This window comes from Arminella tubonensis, assembly GCF_003240585.1.
Classification (GTDB): Bacteria; Pseudomonadota; Alphaproteobacteria; order Rhizobiales; family Rhizobiaceae; genus Rhizobium; species Rhizobium tubonense.
In genome coordinates this window covers 1-1,024 of record NZ_PCDP01000021.1, presented here as the reverse complement: position 1 = coordinate 1,024, position 1,024 = coordinate 1, and the positions used below count along the sequence as shown (strand labels likewise).

Annotated in this window: 1 protein-coding gene; it reads left to right on the top strand. The window is 68.8% G+C overall.

Annotation, left to right across the window (positions count from 1 at the left end):
- The coding region (locus CPY51_RS07380) for a 3-oxoadipyl-CoA thiolase (RefSeq protein ID WP_111159640.1) at positions 1-1,023 on the top strand (1,023 nt) is incomplete at its 5' end.
- Position 1,024: the final 1 nt, after the last annotated feature.

The following is a 1,024-nucleotide window of genomic DNA, read 5'->3' as shown; positions in this document are numbered from 1 at the left end:
GAGGACAATCGCAACGTGGCGCGCATGGCGCTGCTTCTGGCCGGCCTGCCGCTGTCGGTGTCGGGCACCACCATCAACCGGCTGTGCGGCTCCGGCATGGATGCGGTCATCACTGCGGCCCGGGCGATCAAGGCCGGCGAGGCCGAGCTGATGGTATCGGGCGGTGTCGAGAGCATGTCGCGGGCGCCCTTGGTCATGCCGAAGGCGGAGACGGCGTTTTCGCGCCATGCCGAGATCCACGACACCACCATCGGCTGGCGCTTCGTCAATCCTGTGATGAAGGCGCAGTATGGCGTCGATTCGATGCCGGAGACCGGCGAGAACGTCGCGGCCGACTATCATGTCAGCCGCACGGACCAGGACGGCTTTGCGCTGCGCTCGCAGGCCAAGGCCGCCGCCGCCCAGGAGAATGGCCGGCTGGCCCGGGAGATCACCCCGGTGACGATCCCGCAGCGCAAGGGCGAGGCGGTCGTCGTCGAGAGGGACGAGCATCCGCGGGCGACCACCATGGAGGCACTGGCGAAACTCGGCACACCGTTCAAAAAGGAGGGCGGCACGGTGACGGCCGGCAATGCCTCCGGCGTCAATGATGGGGCTGCAGCCTTGATCGTCGCCTCGGAGGCGGCGGCCAGGAAATATGGCCTGACGCCGATCGCCCGCATTCTCGGCGCGGCGACGGCCGGGGTGGCGCCGCGGATCATGGGCATCGGCCCGATCCCGGCCTCGCAGAGGCTGATGGCGCGGCTCGGGCTGACCCAGAACCAATTCGACGTCATCGAACTCAACGAGGCCTTTGCCAGCCAGGGGCTTGCAGTGCTGCGCGGGCTCGGCATCGCCGACGACGACAACAGGGTCAACCGCAACGGCGGCGCCATCGCCCTTGGCCACCCGCTCGGCATGTCCGGCGCCCGCATCACCGGCACGGCGGCGCTGGAGCTGAAAGAGACCGGCGGCCGCTATGCGCTGTCGACCATGTGCATCGGCGTCGGCCAGGGCATCGCCATCGCGCTCGAAAGGGTGTGAT